11 protein-coding genes are annotated in these 16,570 nt (G+C 68.8%); 5 read left to right on the top strand and 6 right to left on the bottom strand.

Annotated elements, in window-relative coordinates:
• The first annotated feature begins 84 nt into the window (after positions 1 to 84).
• Both V6V89_RS21930 and V6V89_RS21925 read left to right on the top strand, forming a co-directional pair.
• The gene (locus V6V89_RS21930) at positions 85 to 837 is read left to right on the top strand and encodes an IclR family transcriptional regulator (protein WP_334621089.1); all 753 of its coding nucleotides are present in this window, start codon (positions 85 to 87) and stop codon (positions 835 to 837) included.
• Positions 830 to 2,734 carry an AMP-binding protein gene (locus V6V89_RS21925; RefSeq protein ID WP_334621088.1) on the top strand — a complete coding sequence of 635 codons (1,905 nt, stop codon included), beginning with the start codon at positions 830 to 832 and terminating at the stop codon, positions 2,732 to 2,734. Before V6V89_RS21930 ends, V6V89_RS21925 begins: the two co-directional genes overlap by 8 nt.
• 29 nt (positions 2,735 to 2,763) lie before the next feature.
• Here V6V89_RS21925 and V6V89_RS21920 read toward each other — a convergent pair whose 3' ends face one another.
• The gene (locus V6V89_RS21920) at positions 2,764 to 2,961 is read right to left on the bottom strand and encodes a hypothetical protein (RefSeq protein WP_334621087.1); all 198 of its coding nucleotides are present in this window, start codon (positions 2,959 to 2,961) and stop codon (positions 2,764 to 2,766) included.
• 60 nt (positions 2,962 to 3,021) lie between these two features.
• Entirely contained in the window at positions 3,022 to 5,718 is a 2,697-nt protein-coding gene (locus V6V89_RS21915) for a cellulose binding domain-containing protein (protein WP_334621085.1), read from the bottom strand.
• A gap of 952 nt (positions 5,719 to 6,670) precedes the next feature.
• On the opposite strand from V6V89_RS21915, the gene V6V89_RS21910 reads away from it, so the two are divergent.
• Complete coding sequence (locus V6V89_RS21910; RefSeq protein ID WP_334621084.1) at positions 6,671 to 8,527, top strand: hypothetical protein; 1,857 nt, start codon at positions 6,671 to 6,673, stop codon at positions 8,525 to 8,527.
• Between the two features lie 104 nt (positions 8,528 to 8,631).
• Positions 8,632 to 11,382, top strand: coding sequence for a TIM barrel protein (locus tag V6V89_RS21905; protein ID WP_334621083.1), 2,751 nt, complete (start codon positions 8,632 to 8,634; stop codon positions 11,380 to 11,382).
• Here the strand turns inward: V6V89_RS21905 and V6V89_RS21900 are convergent.
• The 4 genes from V6V89_RS21900 to V6V89_RS21885 all read right to left on the bottom strand — a co-directional run bounded on the left by V6V89_RS21900 (position 11,371) and on the right by V6V89_RS21885 (position 15,299).
• Positions 11,371 to 12,225, bottom strand: coding sequence for a shikimate dehydrogenase (locus V6V89_RS21900; RefSeq protein ID WP_334621082.1), 855 nt, complete (start codon positions 12,223 to 12,225; stop codon positions 11,371 to 11,373). The two genes, V6V89_RS21905 and V6V89_RS21900, sit on opposite strands and share 12 nt — an antisense overlap.
• A gap of 82 nt (positions 12,226 to 12,307) precedes the next feature.
• Positions 12,308 to 13,342 carry a TRAP transporter substrate-binding protein DctP gene (dctP, locus tag V6V89_RS21895; RefSeq protein WP_334621081.1) on the bottom strand — a complete coding sequence of 345 codons (1,035 nt, stop codon included), beginning with the start codon at positions 13,340 to 13,342 and terminating at the stop codon, positions 12,308 to 12,310.
• Between the two features lie 77 nt (positions 13,343 to 13,419).
• The gene (locus V6V89_RS21890) at positions 13,420 to 14,700 is read right to left on the bottom strand and encodes a TRAP transporter large permease (RefSeq protein WP_334621080.1); all 1,281 of its coding nucleotides are present in this window, start codon (positions 14,698 to 14,700) and stop codon (positions 13,420 to 13,422) included.
• A complete protein-coding gene (locus V6V89_RS21885) occupies positions 14,697 to 15,299 on the bottom strand; it encodes a TRAP transporter small permease (RefSeq protein WP_334621079.1) in 603 nt (200 codons plus the stop codon). The genes V6V89_RS21890 and V6V89_RS21885 overlap by 4 nt, the downstream gene beginning before the upstream one ends.
• Before the next feature lie 353 nt (positions 15,300 to 15,652).
• Between V6V89_RS21885 and V6V89_RS21880 the strand changes: the two genes are divergently transcribed.
• A complete protein-coding gene (locus V6V89_RS21880; protein WP_334621078.1) occupies positions 15,653 to 16,384 on the top strand; it encodes an IclR family transcriptional regulator in 732 nt (243 codons plus the stop codon).
• Positions 16,385 to 16,570: the final 186 nt, after the last annotated feature.

The following is a 16,570-nucleotide window of genomic DNA, read 5'->3' as shown; positions in this document are numbered from 1 at the left end:
CGGCCTGTGATGGACGTTACGTTTCCGCTATGTGAAAGTCAATCGCCATATACGGAACCTGTTTCCTGCTGGTATCGTGCGATCGTGACGGAAGCGGAAACGCGGTCGGGGACGCAGACCGACTCACGCGGCACGCTCGGCACGCTGCGAAACGCCGCTCTCCTGCTGGACCTGCTGTCCGACGGCCCAGCACACCAGCAGCTCACCGAGCTTGCTGAGCGGTCCGGCCTCTCGCTGCCCACGGTGCACCGCCTGCTCCGGTCCCTGACCGTCGCCGGCCTGGTCGAGCAGGACCCCCGGTCGGCCCGGTACGGCCTGGGTCCCGAACTGGTGCGGCTGTCCCAGCGATACCTGGCCCGGCTGCCCGTTCTCACCGCGCTATCGCCATATCTGCTGCCGGTACGCGACGCATTGCACACCTCCGTCCACATTGTCCTGTACACCCGCGGATCGGTGGCCTACGTCGACCGCGCGGACGCCGCCGACATCGGGCCCTACCGGGAGCCACACCGGGTCGAACCGGCGCTGCGCACCGCACCCGGCCGCATCCTGGCCGCGCACGCCGACGATCCCGGCTGGGACGCGGCGCTCGCCCTCGTCGACTCGGCCGAGCGGGCGTTGGCCGCTGATGAGCGCAGCCACTGGCGCAGCGCCACCCACCTCACCATCGCCGCGGCCGAACGCGGCGGCACGGAGGTCGCCGTCCCGGTGCCGGACGGATACGGCCACCCAGCGGCCGCCCTCGCCGCGACCGTCGCGGACGGGGCCGTGCCCCAGGCCGCCGCTCACCTGATCCGAGCCGCTCAAGCGGCGAGCAGGACGCTGGGCCATGGCTGAGCCCGACCTGCCGCGCTGGGCGGCCGTCGCGGACCAGCTCACCTGGTCCCGGCACCCGGACGCGATCTTCCAGCCGCACGGCAGGTACGGCAGCTGGTTCCCCGGCGGCACCCTCAACGTCGTCACCAACTGCGTCGACCGGCACCTGCCGGCCAGCGCCGACCAGCCGGCCATCCACTGGGAAGGCGAACCCGGCGACCGCCGAACCATCACCTACCACGACCTCGCCCGCGAGGTCGAAATGATGGCGGCCGCACTACGCGGTCTCGGCGTCGGCGCAGGCGATCGGGTCGCCCTGCACCTGGGCTGGCTACCCGAAGCCGTCGTCGCGATGCTCGCGTGCGCCCGCATCGGGGCCGTGTTCGCCGTACTCCCGGTGCCGCTACCCGTAGAGGCGCTCGCCGAACGCCTCGACGACCTCGCGCCGCGCGTCCTGATCACCCAGGACGGCGCCTGGCGCCACGGCACCATCATCCCGACCAAGGCCCGCGTCGACGACGCCCTGACCGCCGTCGCCGGCGTCGAGCACACCATCGTGATCCGCCGGACCGGCCAGGACGTCGCCTGGTACGAAGGCGACCGCTGGCTGCACCACCTGCTCGACCCGTTCCGCGACACCGCCGGGCCAGCCGACCAAGCCACGCAGGCCGAGCCGCCCAGCGGGATCCGGGGCACCGCACCGGTAGCGGCAGCGCCACCGGCGGCGCTGCCCGCCGAGCATCCACTGCTCATCACCTGGCTGGCCAACCGACGCGGCCGGCCGGTCACCGCAGTCCACGGCACCGCCAACCTGCTCGCCTCCGCGGTGGCCGTCCACCGATACGGGCTCAGCCCCGGCGGTGTCTTCTGGTGCGCCGGCGACCTCGCCTGGATAGCCGCGCCCGTACACGGCGTCCTCGGCCCACTCGCCTGGGGCGACACCACGGTCATGTTCGAAGGAACCCTCGACGTGCCCACCCGGCGCCGGCTCTGGGACATCATCGACCGGTACCGTGTCGCAACCCTGCTCACCGTCCCATCCGTACTCGCCCGGCTACGCGGCTGGCCGGATGCCGCTCCTCCCGAGCCGGACAAACGCACCCTCCGCCGGGTGATCGCCATGGCCGAGCCGTTCCAGCCGGCGCTGCGCACCTGGATAGCCGACCAGTTCACCGGCGACCCCGACGCGGTCGCCGATGCCTGGGGCCAGATCGAGCTCGGCGGCATCGTCACCGTCGACCACCCGGTCCACCCCGGGCGCATGCCGGACACATCGCCAGAGATCATCGACGCCACCGGCCGCAGCGCGCGCCCCGGAACACCCGGCGAACTGGTACTGCGTCGCCCCTGGGCCGGCACACTGCGCGCCCTGCGCGGCGCGGGCGCCGGCGACGCCTACGAACACTGGGGCCACCCCGACCAGCAGTACGCGACCGGGGACCGCGTTGTCCGGCACCGGGACCCGGCCAACCCCGGCGACCGGCTGGAATTCCTCGGCCGCATCGACCCGGTGGTCTCGATCTCCGGGCAACTGGTCTCCCTCGCCGAGGTGCGCGACGTCCTGTTGGACCACCCGTTCCTGGCCGCGGCCGAGGTCGTCACCCGCCCCGACGCCAAACTCGGCCGCCGGCTCGTCGCGTACGTCGTGCCGGCCACCGACACCATCCCCGGCGCGGCGCTGGCCCACGAACTCGTCGAAGCCGTCCAGGAGACCCTTGGCGGGCTCGCCCGCCCCTCCGCGATCCACTTCCTCGACCGCATCGGCGACGACCTCGCCCCCGACGCCCGACGCCGCGCCCTTGAGGTCATCGCCGCGTCGATCACGACGCCAACGCCGGCCCACATCACCTGGGCGCGGGTCCATGCCGCGGCCGAGATCAAATCCGGTCACCTCAACGACGGCTCGAGCGCCTCGTGACCGTGTGGCTCTGCGACGGGTCCGGTCCATCAGGAGGTGATCTCCACCCAGTCGGTGCGGTGGGCGGCGGCGTGTAGCACGAGGTCCACCTCGGGCAGGTGTTCGGCCGCGACGGCAAGCTGTGGGACGACTTCCTGCCCCGCTACCGCCGCCTCCCCGACGCCACGCTGACCAGCCCAGCCAAGCACTGACCAACACGTCACGCGGAGCGAGGGCACCCTCCTCATGCCGGGACGGTGCCCTCGCTTATCCGCCTGGGCTGGGTCGGCGTCCCAGCCCAGGCGCCACTACGGCGTGCGGACGCAGCTGACCGTGGGTGGGTTGTTGGCTCCGTTCCAGTTGCCCAGGAACCCGAAGGTCGCCGTCTGGCCGGGTGACAGGGCGCCGTTCCAGCCCTCGTTGCGCACGGTGTACGGGCTACTGCCGGGGATCGTGGTCCGGGCGCCCCAGATCTGGGACAGGGTCTGGCCGTTGGCGAAGGTCATGGTCACCGTCCAGCCCGTGGTGCCGGTCGTTGCGGTGTTGGCGACCCGGACCTCGCCCTGGAAGCCGCCGCTACCGGTGCCCCACTGGCCGATCCGTACAAACGTGGCCGAGCAGCCATCCGCGCCCGTCGGCGGCGGCGAGGTCGGCGTGGGCGGCTGCGAGGTCGGCGTGGGCGGCTGCGAGGTTGCGGTGGGCGGTTGGGACGTGGTGGTCGGCGGAGGCGGTGTCGTGGTGCTCGTCGGCGGACCGGTGGGGTCGGCGACGAGGACGCCGCGCCCGTCAGTGCCCAGATACACCCGGCCGTAGACGTTCGGGTCGCCGGTGATGGCCTGGCCGGCGTTGCCGTACTGGTGCTGGTCGTCGTTGATCCGCACCCAGCTGACGCCCGCGTCGTCGGACCGGTGCACGCCCCGGACGCCGTCGATCGTGGCCATCGTGTACAGCGCCCGGTTGGTGCGGCCGGGAGCCGGCGCGCCGAATCCGATGCTCACCGCGCTCGAGCTCACCGCGATCTTGCTGAACGTCGAGCCGGAGTTGGTCGAGTGGTGGATGCCGGTGTCGCTGGCGAGCCAGATGTCGCCCTCGATGCCGGGCATCGTCTTGAACTGGCCGGTCGAGCCGAGGCCGGTCGCGGCCGCGGTGAAGCTCTGCCCGCCGTTGGTGCTGACGTAGAACGTGCCGCCCGAGAATCCGTAGAACTTGTTGGGGTTGACCCGGTCTGCCTCGACCCGGGCCTGGTTCGGCAGGCCGCTGGATGGGCTGAACGAGCCGCCGACGCTGGTGGAGAAGAACACGCCCGCGTTCTCGCTGCTCCACACGACGCGGCTGGCGTTGGCGTTCATGGCCACGTGGCCGCGCTGGGCGCCGTCGGGCACGCTGCCGGTGAACCAGTTCGCGCCGGCGTCCGTGGAGTACGCGATGTTCGCCGAGTTCGTCCGGTCGGTCTGGCCGACGCGGACCATCCACATCGGATTGCCCTCGGCGTAGTCGAGGCTGGTGACCGCGGACATGAACGGCGTGTACATCAGGGCCGGGACGGCGTTGAGGTTCGTGTGCCGGAACCCTCCGATGTCCAGCAGGCCGGAGAACAGCGGTCCGCTCGGATGGCTCACCAGATCCGAGACGACGCTCGACTCCATGGCTCGCACCATCGGCGCGAGGTTGACCGTGCCGCCGGTGTCCAGCGCGGTCAGGTTCGTCGTGCCATAGACGGAGGCGCCGCCGTACATCATCCGGTTGGAGTTGAACGGGTCGATCTCCAGCGCCTCGGTCATCCAGCCGAGCTTGGGCGCCTGCTCCGGCGGCGAGGGTTGGGCGGCGTAGGTCAGCCACGGCACCGAGCTGATGTCGAGGTTGTAGTGGTTGGTGCGGTTCCCGTTCGTGTAGTCCCAGAAGGACCGCCACGTCGCGCCGGCATCGGTGCTACGGAAGATGAACGTGTCCGGCCACCACGAGCTGTAACCGGTGACCATCACGGTGTTGGGGGCCTGCTTGTCGATGGACAGGCCGGAGAAGCCGTACCAGTTCTCGCCGCCACCCGGCGTGGGCGGGGTGATGTCGGTCCAGGTGCCGGTGGAAATCTGGTACCTAGAGACCGCGCCGGTGCCGCCGTCGTACGGGCCGCCCTTGTCGCTGGTCGCGATGTACAGCGCGCCGCCGGCGACCTCGCCCTGGTGGGCGAACGCGCCGGTCGGCTGGCCGGCGACCCGCTCCCATGTGGACCCACCGTTCGTGGAGCGGTACACGGTGTTCTGCAGGTCCGCCACGCCCACGTAGATGCCGGGCGTCGTGCTGCCCGGGGTCCCGCTAGCCTTGTCGAACGCGACCCACACCACGCCCTGGTTGAACGACAGGTACTGGTTGGCGTCGGCCGGGTCCTGCACGTAGTTGCCGGCGTTGGGGAAGTTCGCCACCTGCGACCAGGTCACGCCCGCGTCGGTGCTGCGCCACAGGCCCTGACCGGCCTCGGCGCCGAAGTACAGCACGTTGTTGTTGTTCGGGTCGACCGCCAGGCGTTCGCCCATCCCCCGTCCGGGCATGTTGCCGCCCACCTTGAACGGCAGCTCGGTGACCTGCCACGTATTGCCCCGGTCGGCGGAGCGCAGGATCGCGCCGTTGTTGGGATCCCAGCTGTTGAGGTATATCCCCACGGCCGCGTACACCCGGGCCGGGTTGACCGGGTCGCTGGCCAGGCTCAGCACGCCGTTCCAGCCCCAGCGGTCCCAACCCACCCAGTCCAGCAGGGGCGTCCAGCTGCTCGTGCTCTGGTTCCAACGGTACGCGCCGCCGACGTCGGTGCGTGCGTAGATGAGGTTCCGCTCGGTCGGGTTGAAGACGATGCCGGAGACGAATCCGCCCGCGTCGAGGCGGACGTTTCTCCAGGAATACGGCACGGACGGGGCGGCGCTGGCGCTCGGGACGTTCACCGTGACCAGAGCGACCGCCGCCGCGCCCGCGGCCAGCGCGACGGACAGCGCGCCGGCGAGCTTCTTGCGCATGTGCGGGGTCCTTCCTCGGAACGAGCGGGGTCCGCCTCGACGGAACGGCCCTGAAGCGGCGGCGCCATCCATCGGCATCACTGGAAGTGCCACCTAACATCCTTAGTTAGGGTAGTTACGAAAGTCAATACGCGGCTGCGGCCGTCTACACGGCGAGGCACGGGTCCGGCGGTCTTCGAGGCTGCTAACGGGGTAATTTCGGTAAGCCGTCGATGGGTGAGGTACGGCAGGTGCCAGCCCGGCGTGTGTTGCCAGGTCACAGACCCGAACGACGGGCAGCACCGCCCCGCGAGGGCTTCACCTGGTCCCACGGGAGTAGGCCTCGCCGGGATCCACATTCTCGTCACCGAAGATCAGTCGACGCGCGGCGACGGTCTCGGGTCGTTGGGCCTTGGTTCTTTCGGTCGCCGTGCGGTGATCTCCGGCGAAAGCACTCGCTGGCACGCCTGAGACGCCAGCGGTCGCGGCGATGCCTGCGACCGCTGCGCCCGAGGTGATGACTGCTCGACGTTTCACCCAGCCACTCCTTTGATCGTTCGAGACTCCGTTGCATCTGCTCCGGTACGCGTCTGCCTCCAGACCGGGGCGCGAGCACGCCGTGAAGAGCCGTGCCGCGCCCGCCATCCGGCGCGGGCAGTGTTCGTTGCGAGGGCATTGCCGCTTGTTCACAGATAGGGCTATGGTCTGCCTAGCAGAACAATGGGTCCATCAGATGGACGAAAGAAGTGGGCGGCGGATCGGAGGGCGAGCCGCCGGGCAGGCAGGCGTGGCCACCATCGACGCCTACGAAGAGTGCAAAACGACTTCGACGAACAGCCCGGACGCGCGCCAGACGCGCGGGGCCGTCGCGCGACAACTTTGACGCACCACGGAAGGGCCTCCCTCTATGGGCACGATCGATCGACGCCAACTGATTCAGGGAACGGCCGCGCTCGCCGTGACGGCGACGTTGGTGACGGAGACACTCACGGTGCCGCCGGCCGCGGCTCACACGTCAGGTCGCGAAGCGGGCGGGCTCGGCGAGGCGCGGCCGCTGGACGGGCGCCCGTTCCCCGCCTACGACTACACGCGCGCCAACAAGCTGCCGAGGGAGATGAGCGGGTACTGGACGAAGTCGTTCGACGTCGGCGGCCAGACCCGCACCGCGAAGGTCTACATCTCGCCGGAGACGCCCATCCGTTCCTATTACACGGTTGTCGCGGTTCCCGATGGGGTGGACACGGCTGAGTTCCTCCAAAGGTCGTCGTGGGTCGACATCGGGGACCGGCGGGAGGAAGGGTTGTTCATCCTGGAGCCTGGGGAGGCCGGCTGGGGTGATCACCAGGCCGAGGCGGCCTACGTCGAGGCGGCGATGGCTTTCTACCAGAGCAACCGATACTTCTCGATCTTTGGGCTGCACTACCTCGTCGGCTACGGTGCTGGTGCCCCGGCGTTGGAGGCGTGGGCGGTCGCGCATCCGCTGCGGGTCATCAGCCAGGTGTACGTCGACTCTCCCGGCCTGAGCGCTGAGTACCTGAACTCGTACGCGGCGCGCAAGTTCGACGGCGACACCGAGGGCACCTACACCGACGTCTTGTTCCCGGAGGGTTTCGACCTCATCAGGTATGACGAGACCGTGCTGCCGACCTGGTTCGTCCACCCCGAGCCGCGTTCGGTCAGCGCAAGCCTGTCCTACTGGAAGCGCGCCAACGACACCGTGGACGTCGGCTCCTCCGACCGGACACTGGGTACGGTCTTCCGGCAGCGACGCCGGTCCGGCCGGTGGATGACGTCGTACGCCGGGCCGATCGCCCAGGTCGCGGTCCAGAAGCGACCGATCAGCAGCCGGAACGGGCTGAGCACGAGCCAGATCGTGGACTTCCTGACGGGCTACACCCGGTACGAGAACTTCTTCGCCTATGGCAACCAGCTCTTCGAACGCGCCGACTACGCCAAGCTCGGTGTGCGGGTGCGGACGATGACAGTAGAAGGGTTTGTCCGGGAGTACCTGGTCCACGTACCGCGGTCTGCCCGCCGCTTGTGGCGGGACAAGGCGCCGGTCGTGTTCGTGTGGCCCGGCAACAGCCAAACCGACAAGGTGTTCTTCGATGCCGCGCAATGGTGGAAGGTCGCCGAACGCGAGGGGTGCGTTCTCGTCGTCATCTGCGAGCAGTACAGCAACACGTCCGTCTCCGTCAGCCACCGCGACTCCATCGCCTTCTTCCGGCAGCTGCGGGACGTCATGGTCCGCGAGTACCCCGTCGACCCGACACGGTTTTACTCGACCGGGCAGTCCGCGGGGAGCCAGGTAACCCAGAACTTCGCGATCGCATTCCCGGAGTACTTCGCCGCGGTCGCGTCCACGTCGTTCACCGCCGCCCCGAACGCTGCCGGAGCCGTCAGCATGGACGGCGTGCAGTACCCGGCCAGCGGCCAGATGATCCCCAATTACCAGATCTACGGGTACGGCGACCTCGGGTTCCTCGCCGGCGGGCTATGGGACGACACGCAAAACAGCCTCGACGCGTGGGCGCGCTACCACCTGGGCGCCAACGGCCTGGAACTGTCCGACGTGGACAGCCTCGACGGCGAACGAAGCGGATGGCACGACCGGTTCCAGACCTGGACATGGCGCGACCGCGACACCGCGATCCCGGTACTGAAGCTGACCAAGAACGTCTACCGCTCGCACAACACCATGCCCGAGGAGTCGCCTCTGATGTGGGACTTCCTCAAGCACTACCGCCGGGTGGTCGATCGCCACGGAAACGTGACCCGCTACTTCAGCGAGTCGGGCTTTCGCCGTCCCCGGGACAGCAAGCGGCTCTGACCCCTGGCGGCAAGGCGTACGGCGGCACCAGGAAGCCTTTCCACGTCCGGCACGCTAGGCGTATAAGTAACTATCTAGTACGTTCATATCCGCCGGAGGTGCCGATGTCGACCAGCCTGGCGAACCGGGCCGCCGCGAATTATCGCCTGGCCATCGCGACCGTGTGTCTCTCGGGAACTCTCGAAGACAAGCTCTCGGCCGCCGCGGCGGCGCGCTTCCAGAGCATCGAACTGTTCGACAGCGACCTCATCGGGTCGTCGTGGTCGCCGCGCCGGGTGCGCCAGGAGTGTGCCCGGCGTGGGCTGTCGATCGACCTGTACCAGCCGTTCCGTGACTTCGAGGCGGTCCCTCCCGACGTTTTTGCCGCGAATCTGCGGCGGGCGGAGCGCACGTTCGACGTACTCGAGGAGCTGGGCGCCGGCACCCTGCTGGTCTGTTCATCGGTATCGGCGGACGCCGTGGACGACGACGACCTCGCCGCCGAGCAGCTGCACGCGTTGGCCAGCCGGGCCGAGGAGCGCGGCCTGCGGATCGCTTACGAAGCTCTCGCTTGGGGCCGTTTCGTCAAGACCTACGCACACGCGTGGCGCATCGTCCGGCGCGCCGGCCACCCGGCGCTGGGCCTGTGCCTGGACAGCTTCCACGTGCTCTCGCGCGGCGACGATGCGGCCGGCATCCGGGTCGTGCCCGGGGCGAAGGTGTTCCATGTGCAGTTGGCGGACGCACCGCGCCTGAGCATGGACGTGGTGGAGTGGAGCCGGCACCACCGCTTGTTTCCAGGGCTCGGCTCGTTCGACCTCACCACCTTCCTCGGCCACGTGCTTTCCACCGGCTACGACGGTCCGCTGTCGCTGGAGGTGTTCAACGACGTCTACCGGCAGGCAGATCCCCGGTACGCGGCGATCGACGGCATGCGCTCGCTGCTCGCTTTGCAGGAGGCGGCCGGTGCCTCCGCCGCGCCGGCGGTCCGGGAGCGGCTTCGGCTGGGTGGTTTGCCGGCAGCGCCTTCGCTCGCCGGGCATGTGTTCACCGAGCTTGCCGTCGACGCCGTCTCCGGCCCGGTCACGGCACGCGCCCTGACCGGGCTCGGGTTCGCCCACACCGGGCAGCACCGTTCCAAGCCGGTGCAGCTCTGGGAGCAGGGCAGGGCCCGCATTCTGTTGAACTTCGCGCCGCAGCGGACGGTCGTCCCGGGTACGACTTCCATCTGCGCGCTGGCGGTGGAGAGCGAGGATCCGGTCGGGTCGACGCGGCGGGCGGAGCGGTTGCTCGCCCCGGTGCTGCCCCGCCTGCGCGAGCCGGAGGAGGCGGAGCTCACGTCGGTCGCGGCCCCGGACGGGACGGCGGTCTTCCTGGTCCACACCGGCGCGAACGGCGACAGCTGGCTGCAGGACTTCGTCCCGACCGAGGCGCCGGCGTCCGTCACGGGCGGCATAACCGACACTGACCACGTTTCGCTGACCGACGCCGTCGACGACTTCGACGAGACCACGCTGTTCTACCACGCCGTGCTCGGCCTGCGCGCGGGCCATACCACCGAGATCGCCGCACCCTTCGGCCTGATGCGCAGCCGGGCCGCCACGGATCCAGCCGGGCGGGTCAGGATCGCCCTCCACACGGCGCCGCTGCGCCGTGGCGACTGGGCGCCGGCCATTCCGAACCCACAGCATGTCGCGTTTCGCACCGATGACGCGATCGCCAGCGCGAAGGCCATGCGCGCCCTCGGCGCGCCGATTCTGAAGATCGCGGACAACTACTACGCCGATCTCGACGCCCGCTTGGATCTGCCACCGGACCTGCTGGGGGCGCTGCGTGCGTACTCGATCCTCTACGACCGTGATGAGCATGGCGCGTACCTGCACTTCTACACCGAGATGCTCGGCTCACGCGTCTTCTTCGCTGTGGTGCAACGCGTCGACGGGTACACCGGCTACGGCGAGCCGAGCGCCCCGGTCCGGATGGCGGCTCATCGGGAGCGCCGGTTGTTCACGCTGCGGGACACGCCCGTGTCGCGTCGGGACGAGCGGCACGAGTATTCGCTGGCCCACTTGACGGCGCTGAGCCTGTCCCCGCCGGAGCTGGTCGACGCCGCGGCGGACGCCGGCTACCGGTACGTCGGGCTGCGACTGACCCGGGTGACGCCCCAGGAGCCGCACTACCCCCTGGCCACCGACCCGGCCCTAATGCGCACCACAAAGGTCCGTCTCGCGGCGACCGGCGTCGAGGTCCTCGACATCGAGTTGGCCCGGATCAGCCCGGACGAGGACCCGAAGGACTTCCTGCGCTTCCTGGAGGCGGGCGCGGAGCTCGGCGCACGGCACGTCATCACACAGCTCCCCGATCCCGACCGGGTGCGCAAGGTCGACCGGTTCGCGCGGCTGTGTGAGATGGCGCGACCGCTCGGCCTCACGATCGACCTGGAGTTTCCATCATGGACGGAGACACCGGACCTCCGCGAGGCGATACGCGTCCTGCGCGGCGCCGACCAGCCCAACGCCGGGCTCCTCGTGGATCTGCTGCACTTCGCCCGCTCCGGCTCGAGCGTCGCGGACCTTCGCCAGCTGCCGGCCGAGTGGTTCCATTTCGTGCACGTCTGCGACGCGCCACCCGGGGTTCCCACCACGAACGAAGGGCTCATCCACACCGCACGGTTCGAGCGCCTCTTTCCCGGCGAAGGGGGCATCGACGTACGCGGTATCCTGGCGGCGTTGCCGCCCGGACTGCCCTACGCCTTGGAGATCCCGAAGGCGACGTCGGTGGCGCAGGTAGGCGGGAAGGAACACGCTCGCATGGCGATCGTAGCCGCGCGAGAACACCTCGACCGGGTACCGGAATCGGCCGGATCAGCGTCCTGAGCTCAGCAGCTCGGCTGAGTGGGCGCGCATGGCCTCGGCGTCCGCAGCCCGCCCGGTGAACAGTTCGAACGCGACGGCGGCCTGGTAGGCGTTCATCCCGCCGCCGTGCAGTGTCGGCGCGCCGACGGCGCGGGCGGCGCGGAGCAGGGCGGTGTCGAACGGCCGGTAGACGATGTCGGCGACCCACAGATCCTTGCGGAGGTCTGCCTCTGGAACAGGTGATCCGGGATGGTGTGCCATCCCGACCGGTGTGGTGTTGACGACGCCGTCGGCCTCCGCGAGCGCGGCGGTCAGCTCGCCCGTTAGCGCCGCTGTGACACGCCCCTCGCCGAACGTGACCGTGAGGGCCTCGGCCAGCCATGTCGACTTGGCGATGTCGAGGTCCACCAGGGTGATGGTGCCGACGCCGAGTGTCAGCAGCGCGTGCGCGACCGCGCAGCCGGCCCCGCCGGCGCCGAGCTGCACGACGCGGTCCCGCGGGGCGTCGGAGAAGTCCCGGGCGAAGCTGCGGGCGAATCCGGGTGCGTCGGTGTTGTAGCCGCGGCTGATGTCGCCGTCGAAAACGATGGTGTTGACCGCACCGAGCACCTGGGCGACATCCGACAGTTCGTCGAGGTACCGCACGACCTCCTGCTTGAACGGGTGCGTGACGTTCAGCCCCCGGTATCCGAGCGTGCGGGCCCAGCGCAGCAGGTCTGGAATGTCACCGGCCGCCAGGCCGCGTTCGGCCGAGTCGATGGTCGTGTAGTGGAGCCGGATTCCCTGGCGATCGGCCTCCGCCTGGTGCAGCAGGGGCGCGTGTGATCGTTGGATGCCCTCGCCGATCAGTCCGATCAGGACCATGGACACCTCCCGGTCGGGCCCGTTGGGAAGAAACGTGGAGGGCCGGGCATCCGGCCCTCCACGTTGGACACGGCGTAGTTGATCACGCGGACGCGCGGACATTCTTGTACAGCTCCAGATCCGCACCCTTGAAGTAGGTGTTGAAGTACGCTTCAGCCTTGCTGATGAACGCCTGTCGATCGACCTGGTCGATATCCACCACGGTCCGGCTCGGGTCGCCACGCCACCCTTCGAGCACCTTCTCGGTCTCGTCGTCGACACACTTGCGGTTCTCGGCGCGGATGTCGCGAACCGCCTTGAACAGTGCGTCCTTCTGAGCCTGGCTCATCTTGTCCAGCGTCTTGTCCGACATGACGACGTAGTGGGTGCCGACCTGGTGGTTGGTCAGGCTGGCCACCTTGAGGATCTCGTCGAACTTCTGCGCGTGGGTCGCCACGACCGGGTTCTCCTGCCCTTGCGCCACGCCCTGCTGCAGCGCCAGGTAAAGCTCCTCGACGGCGATCGCGACCGCGTTAGCGCCGAGGGCCTTGGCGTTGGCCAGGAACTGCGGCGTGTTCGGGAAACGGATCTTCAGCCCGGCGAGATCCTCTGGCTTGCGGATCGGCTTGGTCGCGGTGAAGGTTCGCATCCCGAAGTACCACGCATCCACAATGGTCGTGTCGGTGGCGGCGTTGAATTCCTTGAAGAAGTCCTGTCCGTTCTGGTCGACCCACTTGAAGAAGTGGTCGACGTCGTTGAACACGTAGGCCGCATCGAGCACGCCGATCTTCGGGAAGGCGGTGGACATCGCCGACCCGCCTTGCAGGTCGATGTCGATGTCGCCGGCCTGCACGCTCGCGAACCGTTCGGCGTCGGGACCGAGCTGGCTGTTCGGGAACAGGTCGAGGGTGAGGTTGAGGTTCTGCCCTTCGACCCGCTCCTTGAGCAGCTTCATTCCACAGTAGAAGTTGGGCTGCGTCTCGGGCTGGGAACTGCCGATCTTCAGTGTGAGACGGGGGTTCTCGCCTTCGGCGGCGGGTGCGTTGTTCTCCGTGGAGCAGCCGGTGGCGAGAACCAGCGGCATGGTGAGGGCGAGCGCGGCAACGAGCCGAAGCCGGCTGATCGGTTTTGGATACATGGGGCTCCCTCTCAGGTCAGGGATGGGGTGTGTTGCGTCAAGCCGCGGATGGAGTTGGAGTGGGGAGTCGGGAAGGGTCAGAATCCGAGCACGCCGGGAAGCCACAGGGAGACCGCCGGGAAGGCGGAGATCAGCACGAGCACGCCGACCAATGGGATCAGGAAGGGCGCGACCCCCCGGAACACCACGTCGACCGGCCTGCCGGTGACCGAGCTCGTGATGTAGAGCACGCTTCCTACCGGCGGGGTCAGCAGGCCGATCATCAGATTGATGATCATCACCACGCCGAAGTAGACCGGGTCGATTCCGAGATCGACGGCTATCGGCAGCAGCACCGGCACGGTGACGAGGATGACGGCGGTGGCGTCGACCAGCGCGCCGAGGATGAGCAGGACGATGTTGACCAGGATGATGAAGACCCAGGGACTGTCCGATATCGCGGTGAGGAACTCGGCGACGTCCCGTGACACGTGGGCGCGGGTCAGGATCAGACCCAGCAGCGCGGCGGCACCGAGGATGAGCGCGATGCCCCCGGTGATGGTGGCGGTCTCGCGCAACGCCTGCAGCAGCAGGCGTGGCCTCAGGCTGCGGTAGATGACGCCGAGCACGAGCATGTAGAGCACGGCTACCGACGCGGCCTCGGTCGGCGTGAAGTAGCCGGAGAGGATGCCGCCGAGCAGGATCACCGGCGTCAGGCCCGGGCCGGTCGCCCGCATCGCCGCCTTCGCGAACCGTTGACGATCGAACGGCACCGAGACGTACTGAGGTCGGCGTGCCGTCCAGAGGAAGATGTAGACGCACAGGCCCACCGCCATGAGCAACGCCGGGACGACCGACGCGGCGAACAGGGCGCCGGTCGAGACCGTCGCGGTGGCGGCGTAGATGACGGCGGGAATGCTCGGTGGCATCACCGGGCTGATGAGCGACGACGACGCCGTCAGGCCGGAGGCGAACCCGTACGGATAGCCGGCCCGCACCATCTGCGGTATCTGCATCTTGCCGAGCCCTGCCACGTCGGCTAGGGCGGACCCGCTCATCCACGAGAAACCGACCGCGGAACCGACGTTGACATACGCCAGATTGCCCCGCACTCTGCCCAGTGCCGCCAGGCAGAAGTCGTAGAGCCGATCCGCGATTCCGAGCCGATTGGCCAGGACACCGACGAGGATGAACAGCGGGACCGCCAGCAACGGAAAGCTGTTGAGACCGTCGAAGGTGGTCTTCAGCGCGAACCCGCTGGAGTTTCCGTCGGCCAGCGCGTACCACATGCTCGGGCCGATGAACGCGAGACCGACCGGCACCCGGATCAGCAGCAGGAAGGCGATGACGAGACCGACCATCCAGAGCTCGAGGATCATCGGGCCTCCGCCGCGTTGAAGACGCCCTCCCGCTGGTTGGCCAGGAAGATACGCACCACCGCCCGTACGGCGCCGGACACGAACCCGACCAGCGGAAATCCGTACATGATCCAGATGGGTATCCCCAGGGCGGCGGTCCGCCGGCTGTGATACATCACGATCAGCTCGTACGCCTCCCACACCAGCACCGCGCAGATCACCGCCGTGCACGCCGCCGACACGGCTTTGACGACCACCATGGCCCGGCCTTTGACGAGGTAGTCGATGATCTGGATGGAGATGTGGCCGTTGTTGCCGATGAGGTAGCCGACCATGATGAACGTCAGCGCGATCAGGGAGTAGTTGGCCAACTCCCCCACGCCGGGCCAGTTGAGTGCCGGCACATACCTGCTGACCACCTGCCAGAGCACGCTGACGAAGATGACCACGACCGCGGCACAGGCGATCGCCAGTTCGACCGAGGCCCAGGCCCGCAGGATTCCTGGCTCGCGCCGCGCACCGCCCTGGCCAGCGGTCTCAACCGGCGCCGGATCATTCGTGCCTGATGTCGTCACGGTCGTGCCTCGCTCTCCACTCCGGTCGGCCGGCTGGTCCGGCATGCCCAACAGCGTGCGGAGGCCGATAACCATCCGGTCGCTTTCAAGGACGACGACTCGCACGGAACCATCCGAGGAGAGACCGACAGCCGGACCTCTTAGTCCATCACGCGGACCTACTGCTAAATTAGGGGCGCCTGCCGCTGCTGGCAATACCTCGAGTCCGGACCGTTACGGATGCGTGAAAGGAGCGGCCGGGTAGGAGAATCGCGGTGACGCGTGGTTCGATGGTTCGCTCGACACCATCCACCGGTTCGCGAGGAGAGTGGGAGAGCGTGGAGGCGCCTATCAGGCGAGGTGTTCCGGCAGCGCAGGCCCCGGCCGCAGAGCCCGCGGACACGCAGGGGGTGCGGAGTGTGCAACGCGCGCTGGACATCCTCGGCCTGCTCACCGAGGATCGACCGACCATCTCGGTGCGGGAAATCGTGGACGCGACCGGGCTGGCCAAGACGACCGTGCTCCGGATGCTGTCGACATTGGAGCAAAGTGGCCTGCTCTGGGCCACCCCCAATGGATACATGGCAGGTCCCGGGCTCTGGCGGTGGGCGCACCTGGTCCAGCGCTCGTGGGAGCTGCCGCCCGACACCCAGCGCAGCATGCGCGAACTCGCCACGCGCCAGCGCGAAACCGTCAACGTCTATGTCGTGCGCGACATGTACCGGGTGTGCATCGCTCAGCAGGAGGGCCCACAGCCCTTGCGGCACGTCGTCCACGTCGGCGACGAGCTGCCCATGTGGGCGGGCGCCTCGTCGAAGATCCTCCTGCGCGATGCCAGCCCCGCCCTGCTGGACCGGATCGCGCGGAGCTCGCCCTACGGGCCCAAGCATGCCAAACGGCTGCGCGAGTGGATCGACGAAGCCGCGGCCAAGGGATACGCGGAGAGCCACGGCGAGCGCGAGGAGGGCCTGTCCGCCGTGGCCGCCCCTATCATCGGCGGGTCCGGGCGGGTCATCGCGGCACTGGGCCTCAGCGGCCCGACGGTCCGTTTCACCGAGACCCGGGTCGCCGAGTTCGCCGCCGACCTCATGCAGATGGCCCGCCGGATGTCCGAGCGCGGATTCACCCACCCGTTCGACGCCGCCGGCTAACGCGCCGCCCGCTTTGGAAAACACAAGTCCTGTCACCTCCGGCCGTGGGGACCGGTGAGCCCGCGGCCGTCGAGGCGGCCGCGGTGGGTGCCTGTCGCTGATCCTGCCCGCCGGGACACCACCGCCGGCGGGTTGTTATACGAACTGGTACGTTAGTTAGCCACTCGGTGGCTTGAAAGTCAAGGA

Origin of the sequence: Micromonospora sp. CPCC 206061 (assembly GCF_036906915.1) — a bacterium.
GTDB lineage: Bacteria > Actinomycetota > Actinomycetes > Mycobacteriales > Micromonosporaceae > Phytohabitans.
Note: the sequence above shows the minus strand (reverse complement) of the source record. Positions and strands in the feature narration are given on the sequence as shown.

Bases quoted from the DNA above. Each gene is read 5' to 3' on its own strand.
- V6V89_RS21915 (WP_334621085.1), bottom strand. From the start codon at position 5,718: ATGCGCAAGAAGCTCGCCGGCGCGCTGTCCGTCGCGCTGGCCGCGGGC.
- V6V89_RS21885 (WP_334621079.1), bottom strand. From the start codon at position 15,299: ATGCCGGACCAGCCGGCCGACCGGAGTGGAGAGCGAGGCACGACCGTG.
- V6V89_RS21890 (WP_334621080.1), bottom strand. From the start codon at position 14,700: ATGATCCTCGAGCTCTGGATGGTCGGTCTCGTCATCGCCTTCCTGCTG.
- V6V89_RS21925 (WP_334621088.1), top strand. From the start codon at position 830: ATGGCTGAGCCCGACCTGCCGCGCTGGGCGGCCGTCGCGGACCAGCTC.
- V6V89_RS21900 (WP_334621082.1), bottom strand. From the start codon at position 12,225: ATGGTCCTGATCGGACTGATCGGCGAGGGCATCCAACGATCACACGCG.
- dctP (WP_334621081.1), bottom strand. From the start codon at position 13,342: ATGTATCCAAAACCGATCAGCCGGCTTCGGCTCGTTGCCGCGCTCGCC.
- V6V89_RS21905 (WP_334621083.1), top strand. From the start codon at position 8,632: ATGTCGACCAGCCTGGCGAACCGGGCCGCCGCGAATTATCGCCTGGCC.
- V6V89_RS21920 (WP_334621087.1), bottom strand. From the start codon at position 2,961: ATGAGGAGGGTGCCCTCGCTCCGCGTGACGTGTTGGTCAGTGCTTGGC.